Origin of the sequence: Promicromonospora sp. NPDC050262 (genome assembly GCF_040655935.1) — a bacterium.
Taxonomy (GTDB): Bacteria; Actinomycetota; Actinomycetes; order Actinomycetales; family Cellulomonadaceae; genus Promicromonospora.
Genome location: NZ_JBFAKX010000020.1, coordinates 58951 through 85674, shown reverse-complemented (window position 1 = coordinate 85674; position 26724 = coordinate 58951). Strand labels below are relative to the sequence as shown.

Annotated in this window: 28 protein-coding genes and 1 pseudogene; 20 read left to right on the top strand and 9 right to left on the bottom strand. The window is 73.6% G+C overall.

Annotated elements, in window-relative coordinates:
* The first annotated feature begins 63 nt into the window (after positions 1 to 63).
* From AB0I29_RS23545 to AB0I29_RS23530, 4 genes are all read left to right on the top strand, one after another.
* Positions 64 to 1092 carry an ADP-ribosylglycohydrolase family protein gene (locus tag AB0I29_RS23545; RefSeq protein ID WP_357486296.1) on the top strand — a complete coding sequence of 343 codons (1029 nt, stop codon included), beginning with the start codon at positions 64 to 66 and terminating at the stop codon, positions 1090 to 1092.
* Positions 1089 to 2096: an ADP-ribosylglycohydrolase family protein gene (locus AB0I29_RS23540; RefSeq protein WP_357486294.1), complete on the top strand. Its 1008-nt coding sequence runs from the start codon at positions 1089 to 1091 to the stop codon at positions 2094 to 2096. The genes AB0I29_RS23545 and AB0I29_RS23540 overlap by 4 nt, the downstream gene beginning before the upstream one ends.
* Positions 2097 to 2212: 116 nt before the next feature.
* Complete coding sequence (locus tag AB0I29_RS23535; protein WP_357486292.1) at positions 2213 to 3862, top strand: FAD-dependent oxidoreductase; 1650 nt, start codon at positions 2213 to 2215, stop codon at positions 3860 to 3862.
* Positions 3863 to 3922: 60 nt separating this feature from the next.
* Positions 3923 to 5137, top strand: a complete 1215-nt coding sequence (locus AB0I29_RS23530; protein WP_357486290.1) for a histidine kinase — start codon at positions 3923 to 3925, stop codon at positions 5135 to 5137.
* A gap of 2 nt (positions 5138 to 5139) precedes the next feature.
* Here AB0I29_RS23530 and AB0I29_RS23525 read toward each other — a convergent pair whose 3' ends face one another.
* The 5 genes from AB0I29_RS23525 to AB0I29_RS23505 form a co-directional block, all read right to left on the bottom strand.
* Positions 5140 to 6411: a PHB depolymerase family esterase gene (locus AB0I29_RS23525; protein WP_357486288.1), complete on the bottom strand. Its 1272-nt coding sequence runs from the start codon at positions 6409 to 6411 to the stop codon at positions 5140 to 5142.
* Between the two features lie 133 nt (positions 6412 to 6544).
* A complete protein-coding gene (locus tag AB0I29_RS23520) occupies positions 6545 to 7354 on the bottom strand; it encodes an ABC transporter permease (protein WP_285101997.1) in 810 nt (269 codons plus the stop codon).
* Entirely contained in the window at positions 7351 to 8373 is a 1023-nt protein-coding gene (locus AB0I29_RS23515; protein ID WP_285101998.1) for an ATP-binding cassette domain-containing protein, read from the bottom strand. Before AB0I29_RS23515 ends, AB0I29_RS23520 begins: the two co-directional genes overlap by 4 nt.
* Before the next feature lie 91 nt (positions 8374 to 8464).
* Positions 8465 to 9127, bottom strand: a complete 663-nt coding sequence (locus tag AB0I29_RS23510; RefSeq protein ID WP_285101999.1) for a GntR family transcriptional regulator — start codon at positions 9125 to 9127, stop codon at positions 8465 to 8467.
* 76 nt (positions 9128 to 9203) lie between these two features.
* Entirely contained in the window at positions 9204 to 10205 is a 1002-nt protein-coding gene (locus AB0I29_RS23505; protein ID WP_357486284.1) for an ornithine cyclodeaminase family protein, read from the bottom strand.
* Between the two features lie 275 nt (positions 10206 to 10480).
* Between AB0I29_RS23505 and AB0I29_RS23500 the strand changes: the two genes are divergently transcribed.
* The 4 genes from AB0I29_RS23500 (at position 10481) to AB0I29_RS23485 (ending at position 13285) form a co-directional block, all read left to right on the top strand.
* Positions 10481 to 11401 carry an ABC transporter permease gene (locus tag AB0I29_RS23500; RefSeq protein ID WP_357486282.1) on the top strand — a complete coding sequence of 307 codons (921 nt, stop codon included), beginning with the start codon at positions 10481 to 10483 and terminating at the stop codon, positions 11399 to 11401.
* On the top strand, positions 11401 to 12081 hold the full coding sequence (locus AB0I29_RS23495) for an ABC transporter permease (RefSeq protein ID WP_357486280.1): 681 nt from the start codon (positions 11401 to 11403) through the stop codon (positions 12079 to 12081). Before AB0I29_RS23500 ends, AB0I29_RS23495 begins: the two co-directional genes overlap by 1 nt.
* Positions 11967 to 12242 (top strand): aspartate/glutamate racemase family protein, encoded by a 276-nt coding sequence (locus AB0I29_RS23490; protein ID WP_357486320.1) that lies wholly within the window; start codon positions 11967 to 11969, stop codon positions 12240 to 12242. The genes AB0I29_RS23495 and AB0I29_RS23490 overlap by 115 nt, the downstream gene beginning before the upstream one ends.
* 86 nt (positions 12243 to 12328) lie before the next feature.
* Positions 12329 to 13285: an NAD(P)-dependent alcohol dehydrogenase gene (locus AB0I29_RS23485; RefSeq protein ID WP_285102008.1), complete on the top strand. Its 957-nt coding sequence runs from the start codon at positions 12329 to 12331 to the stop codon at positions 13283 to 13285.
* A gap of 9 nt (positions 13286 to 13294) precedes the next feature.
* Here AB0I29_RS23485 and AB0I29_RS23480 read toward each other — a convergent pair whose 3' ends face one another.
* Together AB0I29_RS23480 and AB0I29_RS23475 are read right to left on the bottom strand one after the other, a co-directional pair.
* Positions 13295 to 13765: a hypothetical protein gene (locus AB0I29_RS23480; protein WP_357486277.1), complete on the bottom strand. Its 471-nt coding sequence runs from the start codon at positions 13763 to 13765 to the stop codon at positions 13295 to 13297.
* Positions 13762 to 14679 (bottom strand): PhzF family phenazine biosynthesis protein, encoded by a 918-nt coding sequence (locus tag AB0I29_RS23475; RefSeq protein ID WP_357486275.1) that lies wholly within the window; start codon positions 14677 to 14679, stop codon positions 13762 to 13764. Before AB0I29_RS23475 ends, AB0I29_RS23480 begins: the two co-directional genes overlap by 4 nt.
* Before the next feature lie 38 nt (positions 14680 to 14717).
* Here AB0I29_RS23475 and AB0I29_RS23470 point away from each other — a divergent pair.
* Both AB0I29_RS23470 and AB0I29_RS23465 read left to right on the top strand, forming a co-directional pair.
* Positions 14718 to 14822 (top strand): annotated as a pseudogene (locus AB0I29_RS23470) (hypothetical protein); the annotation flags it as partial.
* Between the two features lie 2 nt (positions 14823 to 14824).
* Positions 14825 to 15016: a hypothetical protein gene (locus tag AB0I29_RS23465; protein WP_357486322.1), complete on the top strand. Its 192-nt coding sequence runs from the start codon at positions 14825 to 14827 to the stop codon at positions 15014 to 15016.
* 26 nt (positions 15017 to 15042) lie between these two features.
* Here AB0I29_RS23465 and AB0I29_RS23460 read toward each other — a convergent pair whose 3' ends face one another.
* Complete coding sequence (locus AB0I29_RS23460) at positions 15043 to 15315, bottom strand: SHOCT domain-containing protein (protein ID WP_357486273.1); 273 nt, start codon at positions 15313 to 15315, stop codon at positions 15043 to 15045.
* Between the two features lie 157 nt (positions 15316 to 15472).
* On the opposite strand from AB0I29_RS23460, the gene AB0I29_RS23455 reads away from it, so the two are divergent.
* Positions 15473 to 15967, top strand: a complete 495-nt coding sequence (locus AB0I29_RS23455) for a hypothetical protein (RefSeq protein WP_357486271.1) — start codon at positions 15473 to 15475, stop codon at positions 15965 to 15967.
* Positions 15968 to 15995: 28 nt separating this feature from the next.
* Here AB0I29_RS23455 and AB0I29_RS23450 read toward each other — a convergent pair whose 3' ends face one another.
* Entirely contained in the window at positions 15996 to 16979 is a 984-nt protein-coding gene (locus tag AB0I29_RS23450) for a hypothetical protein (protein ID WP_357486269.1), read from the bottom strand.
* A gap of 220 nt (positions 16980 to 17199) precedes the next feature.
* Between AB0I29_RS23450 and AB0I29_RS23445 the strand changes: the two genes are divergently transcribed.
* The 9 genes from AB0I29_RS23445 (at position 17200) to AB0I29_RS23405 (ending at position 26692) form a co-directional block, all read left to right on the top strand.
* Entirely contained in the window at positions 17200 to 18591 is a 1392-nt protein-coding gene (locus tag AB0I29_RS23445; RefSeq protein WP_357486267.1) for a carbohydrate-binding protein, read from the top strand.
* A gap of 80 nt (positions 18592 to 18671) precedes the next feature.
* Positions 18672 to 19901 carry a 4-oxalomesaconate tautomerase gene (locus tag AB0I29_RS23440; RefSeq protein ID WP_357486265.1) on the top strand — a complete coding sequence of 410 codons (1230 nt, stop codon included), beginning with the start codon at positions 18672 to 18674 and terminating at the stop codon, positions 19899 to 19901.
* Positions 19898 to 20944: an amidohydrolase family protein gene (locus tag AB0I29_RS23435; protein WP_357486263.1), complete on the top strand. Its 1047-nt coding sequence runs from the start codon at positions 19898 to 19900 to the stop codon at positions 20942 to 20944. Before AB0I29_RS23440 ends, AB0I29_RS23435 begins: the two co-directional genes overlap by 4 nt.
* Positions 20937 to 21620 carry a 4-carboxy-4-hydroxy-2-oxoadipate aldolase/oxaloacetate decarboxylase gene (ligK, locus tag AB0I29_RS23430; protein WP_357486261.1) on the top strand — a complete coding sequence of 228 codons (684 nt, stop codon included), beginning with the start codon at positions 20937 to 20939 and terminating at the stop codon, positions 21618 to 21620. Before AB0I29_RS23435 ends, ligK begins: the two co-directional genes overlap by 8 nt.
* Before the next feature lie 23 nt (positions 21621 to 21643).
* The gene (locus AB0I29_RS23425) at positions 21644 to 22558 is read left to right on the top strand and encodes an amidohydrolase family protein (protein WP_357486259.1); all 915 of its coding nucleotides are present in this window, start codon (positions 21644 to 21646) and stop codon (positions 22556 to 22558) included.
* 44 nt (positions 22559 to 22602) lie between these two features.
* Positions 22603 to 23970, top strand: coding sequence for an MFS transporter (locus AB0I29_RS23420; protein WP_357486257.1), 1368 nt, complete (start codon positions 22603 to 22605; stop codon positions 23968 to 23970).
* Between the two features lie 138 nt (positions 23971 to 24108).
* The gene (locus AB0I29_RS23415) at positions 24109 to 24735 is read left to right on the top strand and encodes a GntR family transcriptional regulator (RefSeq protein ID WP_357486255.1); all 627 of its coding nucleotides are present in this window, start codon (positions 24109 to 24111) and stop codon (positions 24733 to 24735) included.
* A 104-nt stretch (positions 24736 to 24839) separates the two neighbouring features.
* Positions 24840 to 25538, top strand: coding sequence for a response regulator transcription factor (locus AB0I29_RS23410; RefSeq protein WP_357486253.1), 699 nt, complete (start codon positions 24840 to 24842; stop codon positions 25536 to 25538).
* Complete coding sequence (locus AB0I29_RS23405) at positions 25535 to 26692, top strand: HAMP domain-containing sensor histidine kinase (protein ID WP_357486251.1); 1158 nt, start codon at positions 25535 to 25537, stop codon at positions 26690 to 26692. Before AB0I29_RS23410 ends, AB0I29_RS23405 begins: the two co-directional genes overlap by 4 nt.
* Positions 26693 to 26724 lie beyond the last annotated feature (32 nt).

The following is a 26724-nucleotide window of genomic DNA, read 5'->3' as shown; positions in this document are numbered from 1 at the left end:
ATGCAAAACGTTGCGTTCTGCGGCAACGAAGCCGGAGAAATGACAGCGGAGGACCGGAGGAGCATGAACAACGACCGTGCGCGCGGAGCGCTGCTCGGCCTGGCGATCGGCGACGCCATGGGCGCACCGACCGAGGGCATGACCCTTCCCGCGATCCGCGAGAAGTGGGGCCGGGTGCGCGGCTTCGTCGACCCCGACGCCGCCGGGACCGACGACACCGAGTACGCCGTGCTGTGCGCCCGCGGCGTGCTGCGGGCGGGCGCGGACCTGACGTCCGACGTGGTGGCCGACACGTGGCTGGAGGCGCTGCGCGCGCAGCGCACCGGGTTCAACCGTGCGGGCTTCAGCGAGATGATCGCGATCGCCAACCTCCACGCGGGCATGACGCCGCCCGCCAGCGGGCAGCGCAACGCCGAGACGTGGAGCGACGGCGCCGCCATGCGGGTCGCCCCGATCGGCGTCTACGCCGCCGGCGACCCCGCGCTCGCGATCCGGATGGCCCGGGCCGACGCGGAGGTCAGCCACTCGCGCGACGGTGTCTGGTGCGCCCAGGCGATCGCCGCCGGCGTGGCCGTCGCCATGGTCGAGGACGACGTCGACCCCGTGCTGGACGCCATGCTCGCCGCCATGCCCGCCGACTCCTGGTCGACCCGCACGGCCCGCCGCGCGCTCGACATCGCGGCCGGCGCCGGCTCGCCGGAGGAGGCCGAGGAGGCCCTGTTCGAGACGATCCCGCTGCGGCACTACATGTGGGCCGACGTCGCCCCCGAGGCCGTGGCGCTGACCATCGGCCTGCTGCGGGCCAACGACGGCGCGACGAGCGTCATCGAGTCGGGTGTCAACATCGGCCGCGACTCCGACACCATCGCGGCGATGGCCGGCGCGGTCGCCGGCGCCCTGCACGGGGCGAGCGCGTTCGACCCGGCGCACGTGGCCCAGGTGCGCTCCGTGACGGGCCAGTGCATCGCGGCGACGGCCGGCACCGACCTGGTGGACCTGGCCGACGCCCTGGCCGAGCGTGCGGCCGCGGACCGCGCGACCACCGACGACGTCCGCGGCGACGCGGACCGTGGCAAGGAGACCCGAGCATGACCCACCGTCTCGACCGCGCCGTCGGCGCCGTGCACGGGCTGGCGCTGGGCGACGCCCTCGGGGCGCCGGCCGGCGAGCACCGGACCGTCCGCGACCCGTGGGTGCGGCAGATGCTCCGCAAGGGGGCCCTGGAGCTGGACGAGTCCCGGGTGCTGCGCCCGGTGGTGCCGTTCGTGCTGACCGCCGTGGACTCGCCGGCGCTCGTGGCGACGGACGACGCCGAGACGTTCGCGGTCGCGGCCCGGGTGCTGCTGGAGGCCCCGGGGTGGGACCAGGACGGCCTGTTCGACACCTGGCGCGCCCTGCTCGACACCCCCGACACCTGGACCGGCGCCGCGCAGCGCTCGGCGCTGCTCAACGCGGCGGCCGGGCTGCGCCCGCCCCACACCGGGGCCGACAACCCGGCCTTCTACGACGACACGGCGCTGCCCGGGGCGCTGGCCGTGGCGATCGCCACCGGCGACCCGGCGTCCGCGGCGGGGCTGGCCCGCACCTACGCGACCATCACCCACGACGGCATCGGGGTCCACGCGGCCGCCGCGTTCGCCCGCCTCGTGGGCCACCTGCTCCAGGGCGCGCCGATCGGGGACGCGCTGGGCGCCGTCGACGAGGACCTCGCCGCCGACGACTGGCTCGCCGACGGCGTGCGCGACGCGCTGCGGATCGCCGGGGACGCGCGCTCGCCCTTCGCGGCGATCCCCGCGCTCGTGGCTCGCTTCGCCCCGCGCACCTACAGCCACCCCGGCACGGTCGCGGAGACCCTGCCGCTCGCCGTGGCGATCCTCGTCCTCGCCGAGGGCGATCACGAGGCCGCGCTGCCCCTGGCGCTGTCGGTCACCCGGCACCAGGACAGCCTGCCGGCGCTGGTCGGCGCTCTGTGCGGTGCCACGGGGAGCGCCCCGGAGGCGGCGGACCTGGACGTGCTGCAGGGCGTGACGGTCCCGGCCGTCGCCGGGCGGTCGCTCGCCGCGCTGGCGACGGCGCTCGACGAGAAGGCGGCCTAGCACGCCCCACCGGGCGTGGGGGGCGGCGATATCATGGCCCCCTGCCCATCGGACCCTCCTGGTACCCGCGCGCGAGCTCCGGGCGCGGGGTCGAGGGCCCGCGGAGGAAGGCTGAGATGACGACGACCGACCAGCAGTTCACCGACCCGGCCCTCGACCTGCGGCTCACCGACGCCCAGTGGGAGAAGCTCATCGCCCACGCCACGCCGCGCGACGTCGCGCGCGGGGACTACGTCTTCCGGTCCGGCGAGCGCGACTACCCGATGGTCCTGGTCGAGTCGGGCGAGATCGAGGTGGTGCGCGACGCCCTGCGCTGGGTCGGCGAGGAGGTCGTCGCCACCATGGGGCCCCGGTCGTTCGCCGGCGAGCTGGGGCTGCTCAACGGCCAGAGCGCGTTCCTCTCGGCCCGGGCGACCGTGCCGGGCCGCGTCTGGTTCCTCGCGCGCCCCGACCTGCGCCGCATCCTGGCCCAGGAGGACGAGCTCGGCGACGCCGTGCTGCACGCCCTGTGGGCCCGGCGGGAGCTGCTCCGGCGCGGCCCGGCCGCGCTGACCCTCAAGTTCGTCGGGCTGGAGGCCTCGGGGGAGTTCCTCGCGCTGCGCCGCTTCGCCGAACGCCTCGACCTGGTCCACACTGCCGTTCCCCTCGACCCGGACAGCGCCCTGACGCACCCGCTGCACGACTACGCCGCCGACGACCTGCCCATCGCCTTCGTCCAGGGTGAGCCGATCGTGCGGGCGACGCCCGGGGTCATCGCCGAGCAGCTGGGGCTGAGCTACGAGGCCACCGACGAGGACGTCGTGGACCTCGTGGTGATCGGCGGCGGCCCCGCCGGTCTCGCGGCGTCGATCTACGCCGCGTCGGAGGGGCTGAGCACGCTGCTGCTCGAGGCGATCGCCCCCGGCGGGCAGGCCGCGTCGACCTCCCGCATCGAGAACTTCCTCGGCTTCCCCTTCGGGGTCAGCGGGGGCGCCCTCATCGGGCAGGCGACACTGCAGGCCATCAAGTTCGGGGTGCGCGTCTGCGCCCCGTGCGAGACGGCCGCGCTCGCCCCGGCCGGTGACGAGCTCGCGGTGACGCTCACCGACGGCCGGGTCATCCGGGCCCGCGCCGCGATCGTCGCGTCGGGTGCGGCCTACCGACGACTGCGCCTGGAGCGCTGGGCGGACTTCGAGGGCGCCGGCATCCACTACGCGGCCACCCCGCTGGAGCTCAAGCAGGTCACCGAGTCGCCCGTGGTGGTCGTGGGCGGGGCCAACTCCGCGGGCCAGGCCGCCCTGTACCTCGCGGCGAACGGCTGCCCGGTGCACCTCGTGGTGCGCGGCAGCGACCTGGGCGCCCGGATGTCCTCCTACCTGGTCGACCGGCTCGTCGAGGACCCGCGCATCCAGGTCCACCGCGAGTCGAACATCGTGGGGCTGGACGGCAACGGGCACCTGGAGTCCGTCGCGATCGACACCGCCGGCCAGGTCGAGGCGCGGGGCCTGTTCTGCTTCATCGGCGCCGAGCCCGCGACGTCGTGGCTCCCGGCGCTCGACCGGGACCAGGCGGGGTTCATCCGCACCGGCGCCGACGTCACGCCGGAGGCGCTGGCGCAGTGGCGGCCGCTCGGTCGCGGCCCGCTCCCGTTCGAGACCTCCGTGCCGCGGGTCTTCGCGGTCGGCGACGTACGCCGGGGCTCGATGAAGCGCGTGGCCGCCGCGGTCGGCGAGGGATCCAGCGCGGTCGCCTCGGTGCACCAGGTGCTGGGAGCGCCCGTCGCCTGATCCCGACGGGGCCCTCGCACGCCCGGTCCATGACATGTGTCATGCCCGTAGCCTGGGCGGATGAGCATCCAGCCCGAGTACGCGGCCGCGTCGGCGGGTGCCGCGGCCGCAGACGCCCGCAGTGCGGTGCGGCTCACCCGGAGCGTCTCCGCGACGTGGTGGTACATGGCCATCGCGATCGTGGTCTTCGAGCTGGTCCTCGTCGTCGTCTCGGTGGACACCCTCGTCCGGGGCGGGGTGGGCGCCCTCGAGGTCGCCGTCGTCGGGACCGGCGGGCTGCTGTGGTGGCTGGCCACGCTGGTGCCGCTGGCCGACTACCGCCGCAGGACGGAGGCGGCGCCGCTGCTGGTCTGGCGCCGTCACGGCCCGGCGCTGCTGATCGGCCTGGGCTACGGGCTCGCGGCCGGCCTCGTCACCGACCTGTGGGTGCTGGGTGCCCTGCCCGTGATCCAGGCGGCGATGCTGCTGAACTGGCCGCCGGGCGTGCGGTTCCGCGTGGTGCTGGCCGCGACCGCCTTGCTCGTGGCCCTGTCCCTGATCGACTCCGCGCTCGTCCTCGAGGAGACCGGTGGCGCGGGCTGGGCCCGGATGGTCTTCCTGTCCGCGACGCTGCCGGCCATCACCGTCTCGTCGCTGTGGTGGTGGGACGTGCTGGTCGCGCTCGACCGCGCCCGCGCCTCGGAGGCGCGGCTCGCCGCGACGCAGGAGCGCCTGCGGGTCGCCACGGACGTGCACGACCTGCAGGGGCACCACCTCCAGGTGATCGCGCTCCAGCTCGAGCTCTCCGAGCGGCTCATGCCGCACGATCCCGAGGCGGGCACGGAGCAGCTGCGCGCCGCGCGCGTCAGCGTGGACGCCGCCCGGCAGGGCACGCGCGACCTCGCCACCCGCTTCCGCTCCGTCCCGCTGCCCGACGAGCTCGCCAACGCCGTGGACCTGCTGCGGGCCGCGGGCACGGACGCCGCGGCGACGGTGGACCCGGACGCGTCGTCGGCCCCGGCCACGGCCCTGGGGCCGGTGATCCGGGAGACGACGACGAACGTGCTGCGCCACGGCGGCGGGCGCCGGGCCCGGCTCAGCCTCACGCGGGCGGACGGGGTGTGGCGCTACGAGATCTCGAACGACGTGGCCGCCGTCGCCGTCGCCGAGGACACGAGCGGCGCGGGGCTGGAGGGGATCGCGCGCCGGGCGGCGGAGGCGGGCGGCCACCTCGACGTGCGGCGCGGGGACGAGACCTTCACGGTGGTCGTCACCGTGCCGCACGACGGCGGCTAGGCTCAGCGCCGCGTGGACGCCATCCACTCCCAGATGCTCGTGCCGTCGTGGCGCGGGTCGTTCCGGGCCACGTAGATCCACGACCAGTGCCCGGGGTAGGTGTTCCCGTCCCACGTGACCGAGTCGTACAGGCTCATGATCGAGCCGTCGATCCGCTCGTGGGCGTAGACGGTGTTCGCCCGGGCGTCCAGCGTGGTGTCGTCGGCCGAGGCCACGAGCCACGTCGGCGTGGTCGTCGCGGCGAGCTCGGCGTCGGAGATGAAGTAGGTGCCCGAGCCGTCCCGGGGGCCGATGCCGCAGCAGATCGGCGACGAGGTGGCGAACACGTCCGCGTACTCGGCGACCATCTTCAGCGACATGTACCCGCCGTTCGAACAGCCGACCACGTGGACCCGGCTCGCGTCGATCCGGTGTGCCGCGGCGACCTCCTCGATCGCCTCCAGGACGAGCGGCGCGAAGCCGTCGCCGTCCTGCATCCAGGCCGACGTGGCCTGCGGGGCGAGCACGTAGGCGCCGCCGAAGAGGTCCTGGGCCTCCGGCGTGGCGAAACCGAGCGCGCCCCGGTTGGCTCGCAGCTGCGTCTCGTTGTCGTAGTAGTGGTACTGGTCGTTGATCAGGCCGCCCTCGCCGCCGCCGTGCAACCACACGACGAGTGCCGCGCGGTCCCGACCGCGCCGGCGCGACGGGGAGAACAGCCGGTAGTTCAGGCCCGAGGCGGTCGCGTGGTAGCTGAACGCGTCGACCTCGGGGTCGGACAGCCGGTCCTGGCGGAACGAGTCCAGCACGACCGCGCCGCCCCCGCCCCGGGCGCGCAACGGCTCGACCTGCGTGACGGCGTGGTCGAGGTCCAGCACCACGTTGCGGCCGAAGGCGCCCAGGTACTGCAGCGTGCTGCCGCCGTCGACCCCCCACCCGTGCTCCAGCTCCAGGAGGATCTCGCCGCGGCGCGTCCAGCCCGCGGCGGTGACCGCCCGGTCCTGCTCGTAGGCGACCTGCCCGGTGAGCGGGTTGGTGGCGGTGAAGTGCACGGTGAACGTCGACCCGGTCAGCGACGACCGCTCCACACGGCTCAGCCTGTGGGAGGACACGACGAGCGAGGTCACCTGCTCACCGCCGTCGAGCACCTCGGCGACGGGCGTCACCAGGGCGTCCGTGCGCCCGCGCCCCGTGGAGACCGGGGCGCTCGTGGCCGCGGCGGGTGCGCCCAGCAGGGCCGAGGCGCCGACGGCGGCGCCGGAGACGAGCACGGTGCGGCGGGAGATCGGGGTGCTCATGGCGGAACTCCTTTGTTCGGGGCCAAGGAGCCGGCAGTCGCCGTGGAGCACACCACCGGCCACCCCGGAGGGTAGTTACCGGTGTCGACGCACGTCAACGAGTCGCCGCCGAGGCAGCCCGTGATCGGTGCGGTCAGGACTTGGTGCGGTAGATGTGCATCGCGATCGGGCCCAGCACCGCCGTGAGCGCGGCGGACGCGATCAGCACCCAGAGGATCTCGGAGGTGTCCGCGCTGCCCGCCATGAGGCCGCGCACCGCGGTGACCAGGTGGCTGACGGGGTTGACCTCGACGAACGCGCGCAGGCCGGACGGCATGGTGGCGGGGTCCACGAAGACGTTGGAGGCGAACGTGAGCGGCATGAGCACCAGCATCGAGATGCCCATGACGGCGTTGGGCGAGCGCACCAGCAGCCCGAGGATGATGAAGGTCCAGCTCAGCGCGAACGCGAACACCAGCAGGAGCAGCACCCCGAGCACGACGCCCAGGAACCCGCCGTCGGGCCGGAAGCCGAGCACCAGGCCCAGCGCGATCGTGATGACCGAGGCGATCGTGTAGCGCACCGTGTCGCCCAGCAGGGCGCCGACGACGGGCGACGGTCGCCAGATGGGCAGGGAACGGAACCGGTCGAACACGCCCTTGGAGATGTCGTTGTTGAGGGTGTAGCCGGTGTAGATCGTCACGAACAGGATGGTCTGCACCAGGATGCCGGGCAGCAGGAACTGGACGTACGCCTGCGTGGAGCCGGCCAGTGCCCCGCCGAACAGGTACGTGAACATCAGCGTGAAGATGATGGGGGAGACCAGCACGTCGAAGAGCTGCTCGGGCACGTGCTTGATCTTCAGCAGCGCGCGCCAGCCGAACGTCAGCGTGGTCCCGAGCGCGGACGGCCGGCTGGGGCGTTCGGTGAGGGCGACGGCGTCGCGCAGGGTCGTCGTGGTCATCGGGGCACCTCGGTGGTCTCCCGGGCGCCGGCGTCCCGTTCGGCGGCCGCGTCCTCGTCGGGCAGGGGCTGGCCGGTCAGGGCGAGGAACACCTCGTCGAGGCTCGGCTGGCCGAGCGTGAACTCGGGCACGCTGATCCCGGCCTCGGCCAGCGCCGGCAGCAGCCGGGGTACGGCGTCGGCGCCGTCGTCGGGCACGCGCGCGGCGATCGTGTGCGGGTCGGAGCCGAAGGTGACCTCGGTGCGCAGGACCCGCTCGGTGATCTCGGCGGCCCGGGCACGTTCGGACACCTCGGCCACCCGCAGGTGCACGGCGCCCTCGCCGACCGACCGCTTGAGGTCGCTCGCGGTGCCCTCGGCGACGGTGCGCCCGTGGTCGACGACGGCGATGCGGTCCGCGAGCTGGTCCGCCTCGTCGAGGTACTGGGTGGTGAGCAGCACGGTGGCGCCGTCGTCCACGAGCACCCGCACGATGTCCCACACCTGGTTGCGGCTGCGCGGGTCCAGGCCGGTGGTCGGCTCGTCCAGGAACAGCACGCGCGGGGCGAGCACGAGCGAGGCGGCGAGGTCGATGCGGCGGTGCATGCCGCCGGAGTAGGTCTTGACCTGCCGGGACCCGGCGTCGTCCAGGTCGAACGCCTCCAGCAGGCCCTGGACGCGCCGCCGGGCGGCGGCGGGGGCGAAGCCGTAGAGCCGGGCGAGCATCAGCAGGTTCTCGGTGCCGGTCAGGTCCTCGTCCACGGAGGCGTACTGCCCGGTCAGCCCGACGGCGGAGCGCACGGCGTCGGCGTCCCGCACCACGTCGTGGCCCAGCACGGTCGCGGTGCCGGCGTCGGGCCGCAGCAGGGTGGCGAGCATCCGGACCACGGTGGTCTTGCCCGCGCCGTTGGGGCCCAGCAGGCCGAAGACGCTGCCCTCGGCGATCGAGAGGTCGATCCCGTCGACGGCCTTGGTGACGGACCTGCGGCTGGTGAAGTGCTTGACGAGGCCTCGTGCCTCGACGGCGAGCGAGTCGGTCATACGATCCCCTCCTCGTTGCCACTGTCGCACCGCGGGGCCCGACTCTCAATCCGGTTCGGCGGTCCCCGAACGAGCGCCGGCCGGACGGGCCTCACCCGTCGCGCAGCAGGATGCCCAGCGACGGCGCCCGCCCCTTCTCGATGTGCGCGAACGCGATCGACTCGGCGAGCCGGTCGTTGCCGGACGCGATGACCTCCAGCAGCTCGTCGTGCTCGTGCGACTGCCCGGCGGGGTCCCGCTCCGCGGTGAGGTAGAACAGCCACGTCATGCGGCCCAGCACGCCGCGCATGATCGAGGCGAGCAGCTCGTTGCCGGCCAGCTCCACGACCCGTTCGTGGTAGGTCGTGTGCGCCTCGGCGATCTCCAGGCGGTCGCCGCTCGCCACGGCGGCGTGCGCGAGGTCGAGGGACGCGGTGAGCGAGGCCGTGCTCGCGCCCTCGCGCACCGCGGTGGCCGCCTGGCGGGCGGCCAGCGACTCGATCGAGAGGCGCACGTCGAACAGCTCGTTGACGGCGCGCCCCGTCCAGGTCGTGACGCGGGCGCTGCGCCGCGGCGCCGTCGTCAGGAAGCCCTCGTTCTCCAGGTGCGGGATCGCCGCGCGGATGGGGATGCGCGACACGTCGAGCTCGTCGGCGAGGCGGGCCTCCTTGAGCGCCGACCCCTGCGGGTAGTCGCCCAGGATGATGCCGCGGCGCAGGGTCTGGTACATCTGCGCCGACAGCGGCTCGCCGAGTCCGGGCTGCGGTTCGGTCATCGGGGCGGCTCCTCAGGGACTGCGGGGTACGGACTGCGGGGTGGACGGGCTGCCGTGCCGGCCGGGCGTGTCCGGCTCATGCCCGCGTGCGCACCATCGTCCCAGCCTCCGCGTCCGCCGCCCGACGCAGCACGTGGTCGGCGGCGGCGAGGTCCTGCAGCCCGAGCCCGACGGAGTTGAACACCGTGAGGTCAGCCGCCTCCGTGCGTCCCGGGGCGTGGCCGACCAGCACCTCGCCGAGCTGCACGAGGTCGGCCTCCCGCAGCGCGCCCGCCGCGATCGCGTTGCGGACGTTGCCCGAGTCGGCGAGCGCCACGGCCCGCGCGTCGACGACGGTGACGGCGGCGCGGGCGAAGACCTCGGGCGGCACCTCCGAGAACTCGGGCCGGGGCGGCGAGCCGACGGCGTTGACGTGCGTGCCGGGGGAGAGCCAGTCCGCCCGCAGGATCGGCGTCTCGGCCGGGGTGAGAGTGCAGACGACGTCGGCCCCGTCGACGGCGGCGCGCGCGTCGGCGGCCGGGACCGCGGGCAGGCCTGCCGCCTTGAGGGAGTCGGCGAGCTCGCCGCCCCGGACCCCCGAGCGGGACCACACGCGCACCTCGTCGAGGTCGAGCACGTGGGCGAGCGCCAGTGCGTGCTCGCGGGCGAGTGCGCCCGCCCCGAGCAGGGCGACGGTGCGCGCGCCGGGACGGGCCAGCGCGCGGGAGGCGAGCGCGGTCACGGCGGCGGTGCGCAGCCGGGTGACGGCGCGCCCGTCGAGGAGGCCGACGCACTCGCCCGTCTCGGCCGAGTAGACCGAGATGGTGGAGCGCTGCGCGGGCAGTCCCGCGGCCCGGTCGCGGGGTCGGTCGGCGAGCACCTTCACCGCGAACAGCCCGAGCTCCGGGGCGAACGAGGTCATGGGGACGACCGCCGGCCCGTCCGCGGTGCGGTCGCCCGGTGCCCGGAAGGCGTGGGGGGCGGGCTGGGCCGCCAGCCCGGCCGCGAGCCAGCGGTGCGCCTGGTCGAGCGAGGCGAGGAGCCCTGCCGGCTCCACCAGTCCTTCCACTTGCTCCGACGTGAGCACGCGTGTGGTCATGCGACCTCCTGAACTCGTTTCTGTATCCCAGATGGCCGGACCCCCGGTCGATCGTGCTCTGCGCAGGCCCATTTCGCGCGCCTTCGCAGTCACCGTTCCACGCGCCGAGGGCCGGAAACTCTCGCATAATTCCAGGGATTCTCCGAGGTCACAAGCCCCTCGGGCCCACTTCGGAGGTTTCACTCACCCGAAACCGACCGATACGCAGATGAAACAAATCCAGCCCAATCTGTATACAGATCATTTCGAACAACCTCGAAGGGGGTGAGTGCTCCATGGCGAGATTTCTCGTCACCCGAACGCTGCAGGCGCTCGCGACGGTCTTCGTGGTCGTCACCGTGGCCTTCCTGCTCGGCCGCCTGAGCGGCAGCCCCGCGGCGCTGCTGCTGACCGAGAACGCGACCCGGGAGCAGATCGACGAGCTCAACACGCGGCTCGGCTTCGACCAGCCGCTGCCGGTGCAGTACGTCGAGTACCTGCGCGGCATCGTCGGCGGCGACTTCGGCGACTCGTACCGGCAGGCCGGCGTCTCGTCGATGGACCTCGTGCTGGAGCGGCTGCCCGCGTCGCTCAGCCTGGGCGCGATCGGCCTCGCGCTCGGGCTCGTGCTGGCGTTCGCCGCGACCATCACCACGCACCTCGCGCGCAGCCGCACGCTGCGCACCACGTTCCTCGGCCTCGGCTCGGCACGGCAGGCCATCCCCGACTTCTTCTTCGGGCTGCTGCTCGTGCTCGTGTTCTCGGTGACGCTGGGCTGGCTGCCCTCGCTCGGCAACCGGGACCCGCTCGCGATCGTCATGCCGGCGCTGACCATCGCCACCGCGCAGTTCGTGGTCTACACCCGGCTGCTCGACAACTCGCTGTCCGAGCAGGGGCGGCTCGACTACGCGCGGACCGCGGTGGCCCGCGGCGAGAACCGGTTCCGCGTGGTGGTGGGCGAGCTGCTGCCCAACGCGTCCCTGCCGGTGCTCACGATCGCCGCCATCAACCTCGGCTCGTTCCTCGGCGGGCTGGTGATCGTCGAGAACGTGTTCGCCTGGCCGGGCATGGGCCAGCTCATGCTCAGCGCCGTCTACTCGCGCGACTTCCCGGTCGTGCAGTCCGGGCTGATCGTCGTCGCCGCCCTGTTCATCCTGTCCAACCTGCTGGTCGACGCCGCGAGCGCGCTCATCGACCCGAGAGTGAGGCGCGCCTGATGACCGACACCGACCTGGTCAGGAAGCCGCGGGCGGCGCGTGTCGTCGCCGCGGCCGCCGGCCTCACCCCGCTGGAGCGGACGGGTGTCGCGCTCGTGACCGCCGTCGTGCTCTTCTGCGTGGTCACCCCGTTCCTGCCGCTCTACGCGCCGTACGCGCAGGACCTGTCGCGCGCGTTCGTGCCGCCGCTGACCGACGCCGCCCACCCGCTCGGCACCGACATGCTCGGCCGCGACCTGGCGAGCCGCCTGGCCCTCGGGGGGCTCGTCTCGCTCGGCATCGTGCTGCTGGTGGTGGTCGTCAACGCGATCATCGGCATGGTCGTCGGCCTGCTCGCCGGCTACCACGGCGGCCGCCTCGACAACGTGCTCATGGGCTGGGCCGACGTGCAGCTCGCGATGCCCGTGATCCTCGTGCTCATCGCGCTGTCGGCGGCCGTGGGCCCGAGCGTGTGGCTCATGGTCGTCACGCTCGCGGCCACCTACTGGGTGGGCTACGCCCGCGTGGCGCGCGGCACGGCCATGACCCTGCGGGCGTGGCCGCGGCCGACGTCGCCGTGCTCGACATCGGCGACGTCGGCGAGACGGCGCGGGCCCTGGAGTCCGCGGGCGCCCGGCTCGTCGCGGCGGGCGCCGACGCCCTGGTGCTCGGCTGCGCCGGCTTCGCAGGGCTCGACATAGAGCTGGAACGGCGTCTCGGCGTGCCCGTGCTGGACAGCGTGACCAGCGCGGTGCCGCTCGCGGAGTCGCTCGTCGCGCTCGGCAAGACGACGAGCGCGGCGGGTCCGTACCGCCGGCCCGACCCGGCGAAGGCGTGGGTGGGGCGGCGACCCGGAGCCTGACCACCGGGTGAACCCGTCCCGAACACCCCCGCCGGTCGCCCGGCGCGGCTACGGTGGGGCCCTCGACCACGTGACAGGAGGGCATCGTGCGGGCCGTCATCCAGGACCGGTACGGCAGCGCCGACGTGGTGGAGGTCGGTGACCTCCCCGACCCCGTCCCGGCGGACGACGAGGTGCTGGTCCGGGTCCGCGCTGTCTCGCTGAACGGGTCGGACCGCGAGAACCTCGTGGGCCGGCCGGCGTACGCCCGGGTGGGCGGGCTGCGCCGGCCGCGCAACCCGGTGCCCGGGTCGGACGTGGCCGGGACCGTCGTCGCGGTGGGACGGTCGGTGACCGGACATGCCCCGGGGGACGACGTGTTCGGTGAGCTGGCAGGTTACCGGGGCGGGCTCGCGGAGTACGTCGCGACGTCGCCGCGGCTGCTCGCCCGCAAGCCGGCCGCCCTCTCGTTCGTCGAGGCCGCGGCGATCCCGCAGGCGGGGTGCATCGCGCTGCGGGCCACCCGGGGTCTGCACCCGGGTGACCGGCTGCTGGTCAACGGGGCGGGCGGCGCGGGCGGCGCGCTCGTGATCGGCCTGGCCAAGCATCTCGGTGCCCGGGTCACGGCCGTGGACCGGAGCGACAAGGCCGGCCACCTGCTCCGGCTCGGTGCCGACGACACCATCGCGTTCGAGCGCTGCGACTGGGCCGACCAGCGTGACCGGTACGACCGGGTGGTGGACCTGGTGGCCTCCCGCTCGCCGTACCGGGTGCACCGTGCGCTGCGGACCGGCGGCGCCTACCTCATGGTCGGCGGCCGCACGCGCGTGCTGCTGGCGACGTTCGCCGCCGGTCCCGTGCTCAAGGGATCCACCGGCAAGCAGGTGGGCGTGCTGATGGTGCCCCAGTCGCGCGCGGACCTGGAGGAGGTCACCGCCCTGGTGACCGACGGCGCCGTCGTGCCCGTGATCGACGAGGTCTGCCCGCTGGAGGAGGCGCCCGCCGCGTTCGCTCGGCTGGCGGCGGGGGACAACCTGGGCAAGATCGTGGTCGAGGTGCCCTGACCGTCGGTCCTACAGCAGGTCGGCTTCCGAGAGGTCCTCGACTCCGGACGGGACCGTGCCCTCGAACAGCACGCCGATCCCGTACGGGTCAGCCATGGCGAGGTCGGACTCGGCGAACCGCAGCAGCCAGGTCCCGTCCGCCCAGACCACGGCCGCCGGCTCGGCGAACGGCGGCCCGGCGGCGTCCAGCATCCCGAGCTCGGTGCCGCTCAGACCGAACCCCGGTTCCCGGAGCCGGTGCCGCAGGTAGTCGGCGCCGACGTCGGCGAGCTCGCCGAACCGGGCCAGGACGACCGCGGCCAGGTCCGACGCCCGCTGGTCCGGCGCCGCGGCCGGCTCCATGACGACGCTCACGGGCGGGAGGTCGTCGGCGGGTCCCGCGGTCGCCGTCCAGCAGGCGAGCGTTCCGGGCGACTCGACGCGCGCGAACGTCGTCCCCGAGATCTCCAGCCGGTCGGGCAGGTCAGCCGCCCGGCTCACAGGTGCAGCGTCCCCTCGGCGACGACGATCCCGGAGCCGCTGATCGTCACCAGCGGCCCGTCGACGCCGAGCGTGATGAGGCTGGGACGACCGAGCTTGCGCCCCTGCTCGACGACGATCCGCGCAGGGTCGGGCGCGAGCGCGTCCCGGACCAGGACGGCGGCCAGGGGGCCGGCGGCGGTGCCCGTCGCCGGGTCCTCGGCGATCCCCACGGTCGGGTTGAAGAACCGGGTGTAGGCGCTGACACCGGTCGCGGCGTCGGGGGCCGTGGCGACAGGGGCCGCTGGGTCGTCGAGACGCACCGTGTAGAGGTAGCAGCCCTCGGCGCCGGCGTCGGCCAGCAGCGCGCGCAGCCCGGCCGTGTCCGGCTGGGCGGAGTCGACCGCCGCGGCGTTCCGCAGGGGCACGAGCAGGTGCTCCGCGCCGGTGGAGACCACCTCGGCGACCCGGTCGGCGTCGAGGTCCTCGGCAGCCAGGCCCAGGACGGCGGCCAGCGCGGCCCGGTCCTCGACGCTGCCCAGGAACCGCGGGGCGGACTGCTCCATCGAGACCTCGACGGCCGACGGGGGCCGCCCGGACACCCGCACGTTCAGCAGGTCGTCGCCGATCTGCTGAACGAACGTGTCCCGGTCCGGGTCCAGCCGGCCGGACAGCGCCAGCCAGATCCAGGCGCCCATCGCGTTGTGCCCCGCGCCGAAGACCTCGACGCCACCGGGGGTGAACGAGCGCAGCCGGTGGTCCGCGCCGGGGCGGTCGGGCCGCACCAGGAACGTCGTCTCCGACTGGTTGAGCTCCCGCGCGACGGCGCCCATCGTGTGCTCCGGGAGGGCGTCCGCGTCGGGGACGAGGGCGAGGGGGTTGCCGGTCAGCGGCGTGGCCGCGAACACGTCCACCCAGTAGAACGGGACGTCCACGAAGGGCTCCTTTGTCGGCGACGACGGTCGGTCGCCACATGCTAGGACGTGTTCGGGACCCCGTGACACAGGTCACGCGTCGGGACATTGGGCCCTGGTGCCGCGAGGGGCGGGAGAACCTCTGCCCGGGCTCCCGCTACACCGGGTGGGACGCCCACGGCGGATTCGCCGAGCACACCACCGTGCCCGGGCCGACGGCGCGGCCCTCCTGCGGCTGGCGGACGCGCTGGGCATCGTCCCGGCGGTGACGCGGTACCCGTTCGACGAGACCGGTGCCGCGCTCGCGGACCTCAGGTCCGGCCGGGCCTCGGGCTCGCTCGTCGTCGTGCTCGGCTGACGGCGGCCGGGCGACGCCTGCCTCGCTCAGCGGCCGGGCGGCCGCGGTGGCGTGGCGTCCAGGACGCTCAGCCGCCGGTGGTACTCGTTCTCGTCGATCTCGCCGCGGGCGAAGCGCTGGGCCAGCAGGTGCCGGGCCGTCGGGTCCTCGCCCGCGGTCCTGACCGGCGGTCCCGGGTTGCGCAGGTAGTGGGCCAGCAGCACCACACCGCCCACGACCAGTCCCCAGAGCAGCACGCTGCCGACCAGCATCAGCAGCATGCCCCACATGCCCATCCCGTAGGTCCCGTAGTACATCATCGTGCTCGCCTCCGTCCCTCTGCCCCGATCCTGCTCCCCGGGGGTCCCGGCCGGCCAGGGACCAATGCCGTCGGGTGGCGGGACCTTCGGCTCCTGCCCGCCGGCCCGGGCAGGCGGAGACTGGGGCAAGGAGCGGAGCACGAGCCCCACGGAGGTGATGACCGTGCAGGACGCGATGCTCGTGATCATCCTGTGGGTGACCTGCGGGATCGCGACCGTCGTCGCGGGCCTGCTGGCCTACCGGAGCTCGGTGGCGCGGTACGTGGGGCGGGGCGCCGTGGGCGTCCTGTTCCTCCTGGGCGGCGCGGTCGTGCACCTGGTCAACCTCGTCACCGGGGTCGACTACGGCGACTTCGCCGACCCGTCGTTCTTCGGCTGGGTGACCGACACGTGGCACGAGGTCGTGGAGCCGAACCAGGTCCTGTTCATCGGCCTGCTGGCGGCGTTCGAGGCGGTGGTGGGGGTGCTGGCGATGTGCGGCGGCCGCCTGACCCGGTTCGCCTACCTGTGCGTGATCGTCTTCTACCTCGCCCTGTGGCTCTTCGGGTGGATGGAGCTGGCGTGGGTGCTGCTCATGCTCCCGCCGATGTTCCTGCTGCTGCGTGCCGAACGGTGGGCGGCGGTCGCCGGCGAGACCGCCCGGACCGGCTGAGCGCCGGGGCTCGGCCGGCCCGGGTGCCCTAGTTCGTGCGGGCCACCGCGATGTTGGTGCTCGAGCGCTGCCCGGCCTCGTAGAACATGTACAGCCGGCCGCCCTCCTCGGCGAAGCTCGGGGCGGCGGCCCGCGTGGCGACCGGCTCGGTGTACAGCACGCCCAGGTGGTTCTCCCGGTCGAAGCTGGTGCCGACGTCGGCGACGTGGATGCTGCCGGAACCGCCGTGATAGACCACGTGACCGCCCCCGTTGCGCGACCAGTAGTGGGCGCCGGAGAGCTGGCCGCCCTCGCCCGCGGCCGGCGAGATCAGCGGCTGGGGCTTGAACTGCCAGCCCGAGGTGAGCCGGTTGGACCAGCCGATGAAGATCTTGCGGGTCCCGGCCTGCATGCCCATGAACAGCATGATCTGGGTGTCGGACTTCGTGGGGCGCGGGAACACCCGCGCGTAGGACGTCTCGGTGACGTTCGAGGGCATCATCGCGGTGGTCAGGACCGTGCCCTCGTAGGTGAAGCTCCGCCCGTCGGCCGACGACGCGACCCGGGTGGTGGTGTTCTCCCCGTGGAAGTACAGGTACATCCGGCCGTCCGCGGCGTTCCAGACCGCGTGCGGGCTGGAGACGTGGCTGACGGAGTAGTGGGGCGACCAGGTGCGGGAGATGATCGGGTTGCCCGGGTACTCCCGCCACGGGCCGTTCAGGGAGTCGGCGTAGGCCAGGCAGATCCCGCCGGGCGCGTCGTGCGGCGCGTAGTACATGTACCAGTTGCCCAGGGGGTTCTGGACCGTGCCGGCGACGTTGCGGATCGACGGGAAGATGAGCTCGTTGGTCGGGTTGTAGGCCAGGGCCGACTTGTCCAGGGCGGCGCCGACCCGGTTGAACGTGGGGAAGCCGGGCACGGCGGCGGCCGCGCGGGGTGGCGAGGCGACGCCGAGGGCGGCGGCCGAGCCGAGCACCGCCGAGCCCAGGATCAGGCTGCGCCGGTCCAGCAGGAGCTTGCGGTCCGATTCCATGGTGACTCCGCTCAGGCCCGGCGGTCGCCGCGCTCCGGTGCGCGGCGGCGCGGATGCCGCCCGGGCCGTTCGGGGTCGAATCTCTTGCGTGCGCGGTCCGGGGGTCAAGGTGATGATGCGACCTATCAACCCCGGGCGCGTTCACCTCCTGGCCACGGTCCGGCCACGCGTGCCTCGTAGCGTCGCGTCCGCACCGATTTCCGAACCGGGGAGAACACTGATGTCATCCGCACCCGTACGCCTTCGACGGCTGCTCGCGACCGTCGCCGCCGGCACGACGGCCGCCGCGACGATCGCCGCGCTGGCCACCGCACCCGTGGCCGCCGCGGCCGAGCCCAAGCCCGAGGTGGACGGCGTGAGCGAGCTCAACGTGCTCGCGTTCAACGTGTGGCACGGCGGCACGCAGATCGACGACGCCGCGCGGGAGATCGCCGACATCCTGACGGGGACCGACGCCGACGTGACGTTCCTGCCCGAGCAGGGCGACGCGCCCGCGCAGGTGGCCGCGCTGCTCGGCTACGACCACGTGACCGCGACCGACACCGGCATCGTGTCGCGCTACCCGATCCTGGAGACCAGCACGGTCGACCGCTGGTGGACCAAGGCCGTGCTCGACGTGAACGGCACCGAGGTGGTGGCCTACGGCGGCCACCTGGAGTACCGCTGGTACGCCACGTACCTGCCGCGCGGCTACGGCGGCGCGGTCCAGGGCGACTGGCCCGACGGCTGGGACACGTGGGACAAGCTGCCGGGCGGCCCCGTCACCGACGTGGACGCGGTCCTGGAGGCCAACCGGCAGTCCGGCCGCCCGGCCACGGCCGCCGCACTCGTCGCCGACGTCCAGGCCGAGCGTGCCGCGGGCCGCATCGCCGTGGTCGGCGGCGACTTCAACGAGCCGTCGGTGCAGGACTGGACGGAGGAGACCGCGGACCTGCAGGACCACAACGGCCTGGTGATCCCGTGGCAGTCCACGAAGACGCTGCTCGACGGCGGGCTGGTCGACGCGTTCCGCGAGGTCTACCCCGACCCGGTCGCGAACCCCGGCGTCACCTGGCCGTCCGACAACCCGCTCTTCCCGACGTCGGAGCTCACCTGGGCGCCCGAGGCCGACGAGCGCGACCGGATCGACTACGTGTTCGTCACGCCCGACGAGCGGGTCACGATCGACGACGCGGCCGTGGTGGGGCCGCAGTCGACGATCGTGCGGAACGAGCGGGTCGAGGACGACAGCGCCGACGAGATCCGCACGCCGGACGCCGTCTGGCCGTCCGACCACAAGGCCGTGCTGGCCTCGTTCAGCGTGTGCGACGACGCCTGCGCGCCGGCCGTCCCCGCCTGGGACGCGTCGGCGGTCTACACCGCGGGTGACGAGATCTCGTACGAGGGCTCCACCTGGCGGGCGGCGTGGTGGACGCGCGGCCAGGAGCCGGGTGCGCCGTACGGGCCGTGGGAGCAGATCGCCGAGCAGGACGGCGCGGCGCGGTGGACGCCGTCGCGCATCTTCGAGGCCGGGTCCGTGGCCGTGCACGAGGGCCGCACCTACGTGGCGCAGTGGTGGACGCGCAACGAGAAGCCCGGCACGCCGTGGGGACCGTGGCGGGCCCAGGGGTAGGCATTCTTCGGCGACAAAATTGTCAACAAGATTGTTGATGGGCTACGGTGCCGGGACACGCCTCATGGAGGAGGAGCGCAGTGACCGCCACCGATGGCCCGTCCTACCGCCGTGCCCGCACGACGGGATCGCAGACCGCAGTGCCCTGTCTCGTCATGCGGGGCGGCACCTCGCGCGGCCTGTTCTTCGACGCCCGGGCGCTGCCCGCGGACACCGGCACGCGTGACGCCGTGCTGCTGGCGGCCATGGGCTCGCCGGACGCCCGCCAGATCGACGGCCTGGGCGGCGCGCACCCCCTGACCAGCAAGGTAGGGATCGTGTCGCCCGGGTCCGGCGACGTGGACGTCGAGTGGACGTTCGCGCAGCTCCAGCCGGCGTCGGGCACCGTGGACACCACGCCGAACTGCGGCAACATGCTGGCCGCGGTGCTGCCGTTCGCCATCGAGACGGGGCTGCTGACGCCGGCCGGGGACACCACCACCGCCCGGGTGCTGACCCGCAACACCGGCGCGGTCGCCGAGATCACCGTGCGCACGCCGGCCGGGCCCGACGGGCGGTACGTCGAGTACGCGGGCGACGCCCGGATCGACGGCGTGCCGGGCTCGGCCTCGCCCGTCCAGATCGCGTTCCTCGACACCGCGGGATCGGTCGCCGGAAGCCTGCTGCCCACCGAAAACGTGCGCGACACCGTCGTCGTGCCGGGGCTCGGTGAGGTCGAGGTGACCCTGATCGACAACGGCCAGCCGCTCGTGATCGTCCGCGCGGAGCGGCTCGGCGCGCGCGGCGACGAGACTCCCGCGGAGATCGACGGCGACGCCGGGCTCAAGGACCGGGTCGAGCGCCTGCGGCTGGTCTGCGGCGCGGCCATGGGGCTCGGCGACGTGACCGCGCGGAACTACCCCAAGATGACACTCGTGTCGGCGCCGTCGGCGGGCGGCGACCTCGCCACCCGCTCGCTCATCCCGCACACGGCCCACCAGTCCATCGGCGTGCTCGCCGCCGTCACCGTGGCCACGGCCCGCGTGCTGCCGGGGAGCGTGGCGCACGACGTCGCCGCGGCGTCCGGCGGCGCCACTCCTTCGGCTCCGGTGCCCGACGGCGGCCGCGACGTCACCGTCTCCGTCGAGCACCCGTCGGGGGAGTTCTCGGTCGCGCTCGGGCTCGACGACGGTGACCCGCCCGTCGTCGTCCGCTCCGCGCTGCTGCGCACCGCGCGCCTGCTCATGACCGGCGAGGTGCTGGTGCCGCGCGCCGTCTGGGACCCGACCACCGAACCGACCGCACACCAGAACGAGGAGGCCACCGCGTGATCATCGACGTGCACGGCCACTACACGACCGCCCCCGAGCCGCTAGCCGCCTGGCGCGAGGCGCAGGTCGCCGCCCTGGCCGACCCGGGACTGGCCCCCGACCCGGCCGGCCCGCGGATCAGTGACGACCAGATCCGCGCGACCCTGGAAGCGCACCAGATCCGGCAGATGGACGAGCGCGGCATCGACGTCACAGTCTTCTCGCCCCGCGCGTCGTTCATGGCCCACCACGTGGGCGACCTCGCCACCTCCACCGCCTGGGCGCGCATCTGCAACGACCTGTGCGCCCGGGTGGCCGGGCTCTACCCCGACCGGTTCGCCGCGGGCGCCATGCTCCCGCAGTCGCCGGGCGCCGACCCCGCCACGTCGGTCCCCGAGATCGAACGGGCCGTGACCGAGCTGGGCGCCGTCACCGTGAACCTCAACCCGGACCCGTCCGGCGGGCACTGGACCGCGCCGCCACTGACCGACCGCTCCTGGTACCCGGTCTACGAGAAGTTGGTCGAGCTCGACGTGCCCGCCATGGTGCACGTCTCCACGAGCTGCAACCCCGCGTTCCACACCACCGGCGCCCATTACCTCAACGCCGACACCACGGTGTTCATGCAGCTCCTGCAGGGCGACCTGTTCGCCGACTTCCCGGACCTGCGGCTCGTGATCCCGCACGGCGGGGGAGCGGTGCCCTACCACTGGGGCCGGTTCCGGGGCCTCGCCCAGGCCCTGGGCAAGCCGGAGCCCGAGGAGATGCTGGGCACCAACCTCTTCTTCGACACCTGCGTCTACCACCAGCCCGGCGCCGACCTGCTGCTCGACGTCATTCCGCACCCCGGCGTGCTGTTCGCCTCGGAGATGATCGGCGCCGTGCGCGGCATCGACCCGCGTACCGGCCACCACTTCGACGACACCCGGCGCTACGTCGAGTCCCACGCCGCCGCCCGGGGCCTCGACGACGCCACCGTGCACGCCCTGTTCGAGGGCAACGCCCGCCGCGTCTACCCGTTGCTCGACCGACGCCTGACCGAGAGGGGGCTGACCCGTGTCTGAGCTCGGAGTCGTCCACACGAAGATCCGGCGCGCCGACCCGGCCGCCGTCGAGGCGCTGTCGCGCTTCGGCGTCGCCACCGTCCACGAGGCCCTCGGCCGCCTCGGCCTCATGCGCCCCTACCTGCGTCCGGTGTACGAGGGCGCCGCCATGTGCGGCACCGCCGTCACCGTGCTGCTCCAGCCCGGCGACAACTGGATGCTGCACGTCGCCGCCGAGCAGGTACGCGCCGGCGACGTGGTCGTGGCCGCCTGCACCACCGAGAGCGAGGACGGGTTCTTCGGCGATCTGCTCGCCACCTCGATGAAGGCGCGCGGCGCCCGCGGCCTGGTGATCGACGGCGGCTGCCGCGACGTGGACACGCTGCGCGCCATGGACTTCCCGGTGTTCTCCCGCGCCATCAACGCCAAGGGCACCGTCAAGGCCACGATCGGGTCGGTCAACGTGCCGGTCGTGTGTGCCAACGCGCTGGTCACCCCCGGTGACGTGGTCGTGGCGGACGCCGACGGCGTCGTCGTCGTGCCCGCCGCGCGGGCCGCCGAGGTGGCCGAGGCCGCCCGCCGCCGCGAGGAGAACGAGACCGCCAAGCGGGAGCGGTTCGCCGCCGGCGAGCTCGGCCTGGACCTGTACGACATGCGGCCCCGGCTGGTCGAGCTCGGCCTGACCTACACGGACTGACCCCTAGCAACTGAGGACGCACCATGACTGACACCGACGTCACTCCCGGCTGGCTGCACTGGTACCAGGGGCCGACCAAGCCCGCCTTCACGCTGCCCGACGGCGCCGTGGACGCGCACTGCCACGTGTTCGGCCCCGCCGAGCGGTTCCCGTTCGCGCCCGAGCGCAAGTACACGCCCGTCGACGCCTCCGCGCAGCAGCTCTTCGACCTGCGCGACCACCTGGGCGTGAGCCGCAACGTCATCGTCCAGGCCACGTGCCACGGCGCGGACAACAGCGCCCTGGTCGACGCCCTGGAGCGCTCCGCGGGCCGCGCCCGCGGGGTCGCCACCGTCCGCGCGGACGTCACCGACGCCGAGCTGCGCCGCCTGCACGACGCCGGGGTGCGCGGGGTGCGGTTCAACTTCGTCAAGCGGCTGGTGGACGCCGTGCCCACCGCGGCCCTGGAGACCATCGCGGCCCGGATCGCGCCGCTCGGCTGGCACGTCGTCGTCTACTTCGAGGCCGCCGACCTGCCGGACCTGAAGGACTTCTTCGCCGCGCTCCCGGTGCCGCTCGTCGTGGACCACATGGGCCGCCCCGACGTCACGAAGGACCCCGACGGGCCCGAGTTCGCGGAGTTCCTCGACTTCGTCGCGGCGAACGACGTGTGGGTCAAGGTCTCCTGCCCGGAGCGCCTCACCGTCACCGGCCCGGCCGCCCTGGACGGCGAGCGCCACGCGTACACCGACGTGGTCCCCTTCGCCCGGAAGGTCGTCGAGCGCTTCCCGGACCGCGTGCTGTGGGGCACCGACTGGCCCCACCCCAACCTCAAGGACCACATGCCCGACGACGGGCTGCTCGTGGACCACATCCCGCACATCGCACCCACTCACGAGCTGCAGCAGGCCCTGCTCGTGGACAACCCCCGCCGCCTGTACTGGCCGACGGAGGCCTGAGACCCCCCGGGCGACGACGCCCGCGGAAACAGAGGAGTTCTGCCTTGCCCAACCGGACCAACGCGGCCAACCGGATCGACCGGCTGCCGATCTCGAAGTTCCACAAGACCACGATGGTCGCCCTGGCCTTCACCTACTTCTTCGAGTTCGCGGACATCAACACGTTCGCGATCACCGCGCCCGTCATCCGTGAGCAGTGGGGGGCGAGCGTCAACCACGTGGCGTACGTGACGTCCCTGTCGTTCGTCGGCATGTTCATCGGGTCGATCGTGGCCGGCGGGCTCGCCGACCGGCTCGGCCGTAAGCGCACCCTGGTGGCGACCACGGTGTGGTTCTCGCTGTGGTCGTTCGCCACGATCTTCGCCTGGGACATCTTCTCGATGGGCCTGTTCCGCGTCATGACCAGCGCGGGCCTGTCCGCGATGACGGTCGTGGCCGTGGTCTACATCAACGAGCTGTTCCCCCGGGCCAAGCGGGGCAAGTACCAGGCGTACGTGATCATGATCGGCATCTGCGGCACGCCCGCCACCAACCTCATCGCGTCCTTCGTGGTGCCGATCAACGACTGGTCCTGGCGGCTCGTCTACCTGTGGGGCTCGCTCGGGGTCCTCTTCCTGTTCTTCGTGCGCAAGCTCGCCGAGTCGCCGCAGTGGCTGGAGTCCCGCGGCCGGCACGACGAGGCCGACGCGGTGCTGCGGGACCTGGAGGCGCAGGCCGTGGCGCAGCACGGCACGCTGCCCGACGTCGCGGAGCCCGTCGAGGCCGGTCCCGTCACCCGGGCCGGGCTGGCGATGCTCAAGGACAAGAAGTTCCTCTACCCGACCCTCCTGCTCTCTGTCCTGTGGATCACCCAGACCATCGGGTTCTTCGGCTTCTCGTCCTGGGCGCCCACGCTCCTGGCCGCCGAGGGGATCAGCGTCGAGGACTCCATCTTCTTCGTGGCCCTGACCACCGTGGGCGCGCCGCTGGGCTCGTTCCTCGCCGCGCAGGTCACCGACCGGTTCGAGCGCAAGTGGTGCCTGGTCGTGTTCGCCCTGGTCATCGCCGGGTCAGGTCTGCTGTACGGGCTCACCTTCACACCCGTGCTGATCGTCGTGTTCGGGTTCCTGGTCAACCTGTTCGAGCGTGGCTACACCGCGCTGGCCTACGCGTACTCGCCCGAGCTGTACGACACCAAGGGCCGCTCGCTCGGCACGTCGATCTCGTACGGGCTCGGCCGTCTGTCCAACGCCGTGGGGCCGCTGATCATCGCCGGCCTCTACAGCGGGCACGGGTACCAGACCGTCTTCTACTTCATCGCGGGCACGTGGGTGGTGGGCGCGCTGGCACTGGCGGTCTTCGGGCCGGCGACGCGCAAGGCCCGGCTGGCCGCGCAGGCCGCGGCGGAGGTGGGTGCCGCCGGCGCGCGCTGAGGCGACGTCGCAGGTCCCGACGGTCCGCGGCACCCTCCGGGTGCCGCGGACCACGGCGTGCGGCGGGTACGCTGCTCGGTATTGTTGACAATTGCTTCGCGCCCGGGGGTGGCGGGGGACGACGGCGAAGGGGACGTGATGGTGGACGACGCCCAGGTGCGGGACGAGCTGCGAGCGGCGATCCTGCGGGGTGACTTCTCGCCACGTCAGCGGCTGGTCGAGGCCGACCTGTGCGAGCAGTTCGGCGCACGCCGGTTCGCGGTGCGCGCCGCCCTCCAGGACCTCGTGGCCCAGGGGCTGGTCGAGCGTCAGCCGAACCGGGGCGCGCGGATCCGCGAGATCAGCCTGGACGAGGCCATCGAGATCAGCGAGATCCGCCGCGTCGTCGAGGGGCTGGTGGCCGCGCGGGCCGCCGAGCGGCTCACCGAGGCGGACGAGACCCGGCTCTCGGGGATCGGACGGCGGATGCGCGAGGCCGTCGACGCCGGCGAGTCGGCGGTCTACAGCGACCTCAACGCCGAGCTGCACGCCACCCTGCGCGAGATCGCGCGGCACGAGACCGCCAACCGGATCGTGGCGCAGCTGCACGGCCAGATGGTGCGTCACCAGTTCGCGCTCTCGCGGGTGCCCGGCCGGTCGGCGGTCTCGCTGGCCCAGCACGAGGCCGTCATCGAGGCGGTCGTGGCCCGCGACCCGGCCGCGGCCGAGGCCGCGATGCGGACGCACATCACCTCCGTCATCGAGGCGCTGCGCTCGCTCGGCTGAGCCGGACGCGTCCCACGCCGAGCAGCTCAGCAGGGTCCGGGGACGCGGGAGTCTTGCAGGGGCGTAACAACTCGGCCGGTGCGCTCGCGGTTACGCTGCCGGGCATGGGAGCACGCGTCGAGGTCATGGTCGTCGAGGACGACGAGACCGTCCTGGCCGTGGTCTCCGACTACCTGGGCAGCCGCGGGTACGCCGTCACGGCGCTGCGGGACGGGCTCGTGGCCCGCGACGCACTGCGCACGGCGCGCCCGGACGTGCTGGTCCTGGACCGGATGCTGCCCGGCGTCAGCGGCGACGAGCTGTGCCGCCAGGTCCGCGCGGCCGCGCCGCGCACGCCGATCATCATGCTCACCGCCCTGGACGCCGTGGAGCAGCGGATCGACGGGCTGGAGCACGGCGCCGACGACTACGTGGTCAAGCCGTTCGCGCTGCGGGAGCTCCAGCTCCGGATCGACGCCCTGGTCCGGCGCAGCCGGGGGCTGCACGTCGCGCCGTCGCCGTTCACGCTGGGGCCGTTCCGCGTCGACCCCGCGCACCGGCGCATCTGGGCGGCCGACGCCGAGATGACGCTCACGTCCCGGGAGTACGAGCTGTTCCTGTTCCTGCTGCAGAACCCGGACCGCACCCTGACGCGGGACGACCTCCTGCGCGAGGTGTGGGGCTGGAGCTTCGGCGAGGCGTCCACCGTGACCGTGCACGTGCGGCGGCTGCGCGAGAAGATCGAGCCCGAGCCGCGGTTCCCGCGCTACCTGCTCACCGAGTGGGGGCGCGGCTACCGCTTCACCGTCGGGGCCGCCGCATGATGCTCACCCCGGTCGACCTGCTGCTCGTCCTCGCCACCGCCGCGGTGTGCACGGCGGCGATCACGCTGCTCGCGCTCCTGGTCCTGCGCCGCAGCCGGCAGCGCTCGGTCACCGCCCCGTTCGTGGTCCTGGTGGTCGCGGCGATCGCGTCCATCGTCTGCTCGACCCTCGTGATCGCGGCCTTGATGTACCTCTCGCTGCACGACCTGCAGGTGCTCCTGTGGGTGGTCGGGCTGTCCGCGGTGCTGAGCCTTACCACGATCCTGCTCACCGCCCGCGCCGTGAGCCGGTCGTTCACCCACCTGGGGGACGCGGTCGAGCGCGTGGGCCGCGGCGCCGTCGTCAGCCCCGAGGCCTACGCGGCCAGGGAGCTCGCCGACCTCTCCGCGCAGCTCGCCGTCGCCTCGGAGCGGCTCGCCGCGGCCCGCGCCGAGATCGAGCAGCTCGATGCGGCACGCCGCCAGTTCTTCGCCTGGATCTCGCACGACCTGCGCACCCCGCTGACCGGGGTCAGCGCCCTTGCCGAGGCGCTGGACGACGGCGCCGTCGCGGACCCGGCCGACTACGTCCGGCGCATCCGGGTGCAGGTCGCCACGATGAACCGGCTGGTCGACGATCTGTTCGAGCTGTCGCAGATCCAGAGCGGCGCGCTGCGGCTCCGCCGGGAGGACGTCGCGCTGCTGGACGTGGTGTCCGACGCCGTGGCCGACGTGCACCAGCTCGCCGTCGCGAAGCAGATCGGCATCGAGCACGCGGGCGTCGCCGGCCGGACGGTTCGCGCCGACCCGCACGAGCTGACCCGGGTGGTGGTGAACCTGCTGACCAACAGCATCCGCCACGCCCCGGCCGGGTCCGAGGTCCTGGTCTCCGCCGAGCAGCGCGGCGACCGGCTGGTGCTCTCCGTGCTCGACCAGGGCAGCGGCGTCGACGGCGAGGACCTCACGCGCATGTTCGAGATCGGCTGGCGGGCCAGCGCCGCCCGGACACCCGACGCGGGGGTCCCTTCCGGATCGCCCGCCGCCGGGTCGCCCGGCGCGGGGCTCGGGCTGGCCATCGTCCGAGGCATCGTCGAGGCGCACGGCGGGGACGTGCGGGCCGCGCACGTGCCGCAGGGTTTCCGGCTCGACGTCACGCTGCCCGCCTCGGCGACCTGAGCGGCCCCGCGACGGCGTCCGGCGTGGGCGGT

Bases quoted from the DNA above. Each gene is read 5' to 3' on its own strand.
- AB0I29_RS23545 (WP_357486296.1), top strand. From the start codon at position 64: ATGAACAACGACCGTGCGCGCGGAGCGCTGCTCGGCCTGGCGATCGGC.
- AB0I29_RS23540 (WP_357486294.1), top strand. From the start codon at position 1,089: ATGACCCACCGTCTCGACCGCGCCGTCGGCGCCGTGCACGGGCTGGCG.
- AB0I29_RS23535 (WP_357486292.1), top strand. From the start codon at position 2,213: ATGACGACGACCGACCAGCAGTTCACCGACCCGGCCCTCGACCTGCGG.
- AB0I29_RS23530 (WP_357486290.1), top strand. From the start codon at position 3,923: ATGAGCATCCAGCCCGAGTACGCGGCCGCGTCGGCGGGTGCCGCGGCC.
- AB0I29_RS23525 (WP_357486288.1), bottom strand. From the start codon at position 6,411: ATGAGCACCCCGATCTCCCGCCGCACCGTGCTCGTCTCCGGCGCCGCC.
- AB0I29_RS23520 (WP_285101997.1), bottom strand. From the start codon at position 7,354: ATGACCACGACGACCCTGCGCGACGCCGTCGCCCTCACCGAACGCCCC.
- AB0I29_RS23515 (WP_285101998.1), bottom strand. From the start codon at position 8,373: ATGACCGACTCGCTCGCCGTCGAGGCACGAGGCCTCGTCAAGCACTTC.
- AB0I29_RS23510 (WP_285101999.1), bottom strand. From the start codon at position 9,127: ATGACCGAACCGCAGCCCGGACTCGGCGAGCCGCTGTCGGCGCAGATG.
- AB0I29_RS23505 (WP_357486284.1), bottom strand. From the start codon at position 10,205: ATGACCACACGCGTGCTCACGTCGGAGCAAGTGGAAGGACTGGTGGAG.
- AB0I29_RS23500 (WP_357486282.1), top strand. From the start codon at position 10,481: ATGGCGAGATTTCTCGTCACCCGAACGCTGCAGGCGCTCGCGACGGTC.
- AB0I29_RS23495 (WP_357486280.1), top strand. From the start codon at position 11,401: ATGACCGACACCGACCTGGTCAGGAAGCCGCGGGCGGCGCGTGTCGTC.
- AB0I29_RS23460 (WP_357486273.1), bottom strand. From the start codon at position 15,315: ATGATGTACTACGGGACCTACGGGATGGGCATGTGGGGCATGCTGCTG.
- AB0I29_RS23455 (WP_357486271.1), top strand. From the start codon at position 15,473: ATGACCGTGCAGGACGCGATGCTCGTGATCATCCTGTGGGTGACCTGC.
- AB0I29_RS23450 (WP_357486269.1), bottom strand. From the start codon at position 16,979: ATGGAATCGGACCGCAAGCTCCTGCTGGACCGGCGCAGCCTGATCCTG.
- AB0I29_RS23445 (WP_357486267.1), top strand. From the start codon at position 17,200: ATGTCATCCGCACCCGTACGCCTTCGACGGCTGCTCGCGACCGTCGCC.
- AB0I29_RS23425 (WP_357486259.1), top strand. From the start codon at position 21,644: ATGACTGACACCGACGTCACTCCCGGCTGGCTGCACTGGTACCAGGGG.
- AB0I29_RS23415 (WP_357486255.1), top strand. From the start codon at position 24,109: ATGGTGGACGACGCCCAGGTGCGGGACGAGCTGCGAGCGGCGATCCTG.
- AB0I29_RS23410 (WP_357486253.1), top strand. From the start codon at position 24,840: ATGGGAGCACGCGTCGAGGTCATGGTCGTCGAGGACGACGAGACCGTC.
- AB0I29_RS23405 (WP_357486251.1), top strand. From the start codon at position 25,535: ATGATGCTCACCCCGGTCGACCTGCTGCTCGTCCTCGCCACCGCCGCG.